Raw genomic sequence first — 1,117 nt, forward strand, 5'->3', positions numbered from 1 at the left:
GCCAAATCACAGAAGGCCACTTTGGTTCAGTATTCGATCGTCTATGACGACTTCCAGATTCAGGGAAAAAGCGAATCGCGTGAATCCGCGCTCTACATCTGGGTGATTCAACCGACAGGCGAAATTACCTTCCGCGAGGTAGACCTCAAACCCCTCTGGCAACAACACAACGCCTCTCTAACCAACTTGATCGTTGGCAACCAAGAATTCCTCGCCGTCCGCAGTCGCAGCAGTCTGAGATCCACTCAACTCCAACCCGACTTACCGACACTGCATCAACTGCTGATCGATCCCATTGCCAGCCTCCTACCCAAAGACCCCAATGCCCACGTCATTTTCATTCCCCAAGGTTCCCTGTTCCAGGTGCCTTTTCCCGCCCTGCAAGATGCCAACGGCACTTACTTAATCCAAAAACACACCATTCTCACCGCCCCTTCGATTCAAGTATTGGATTTAACCCGACAGCAACGACAGAAGCTTGCACAGAAGCCAGCCAACAGCAGTAACGCTCTAGTCTTGGGCAATCCCACGATGCCGAGTGTGTCTCTCTCTCCGGGAGAACCCAAACAGCAATTGTCTCCTCTACCGGGAGCCGAAGCCGAAGCGATCGCGATCGCGCCTCTGCTCAAAACCCAAGCCATCACAGGCGCTCAAGGGACAAAAGCTGCGATCGTCCAAAAAATGCCCCAAGCATCGATTATTCACCTGGCAACGCATGGATTGCTGGATGATGTGCGCGGATTGGGAAGTGCGATCGCTATGGCTCCTTCTGGTAGCGATGACGGCTTATTGACCGCAGAAGAGATTTTTGACATGAAACTGCAAGCAAGCTTAGTCGTTTTGAGTGCCTGCAACACTGGAGAAGGCAGGATTACCGGGGATGGCGTGATTGGCTTGTCGCGCGCTTTGATTTCGGCAGGCGTTCCCAGTGTAATTGTTTCTTTATGGTCAGTTCCCGATGCGCCGACATCCGAATTGATGCAGTCGTTTTATCAAAACTTGCAAAATAATCCCGACAAAGCACAGGCACTTCGGCAAGCAATGTTAACTACGATGAAAACTCATCCTGGGCCGCGAAATTGGGCGGCATTTACTTTAATTGGGGAGGCAGAGTAAG

The 1,117-nt window shown here is 51.6% G+C and carries 1 protein-coding gene; it reads left to right on the plus strand.

Annotation, left to right across the window (positions count from 1 at the left end; translation table 11 throughout):
- On the plus strand, nucleotides 1-1,116 hold a 1,116-nt coding region (locus QT994_RS27710; RefSeq protein ID WP_333180351.1), incomplete at its 5' end, for a CHAT domain-containing protein.
- Nucleotide 1,117: the final 1 nt, after the last annotated feature.

This window comes from Microcoleus sp. S13_B4 (genome assembly GCF_036700885.1).
Lineage (GTDB): Bacteria > Cyanobacteriota > Cyanobacteriia > Cyanobacteriales > Microcoleaceae > Microcoleus.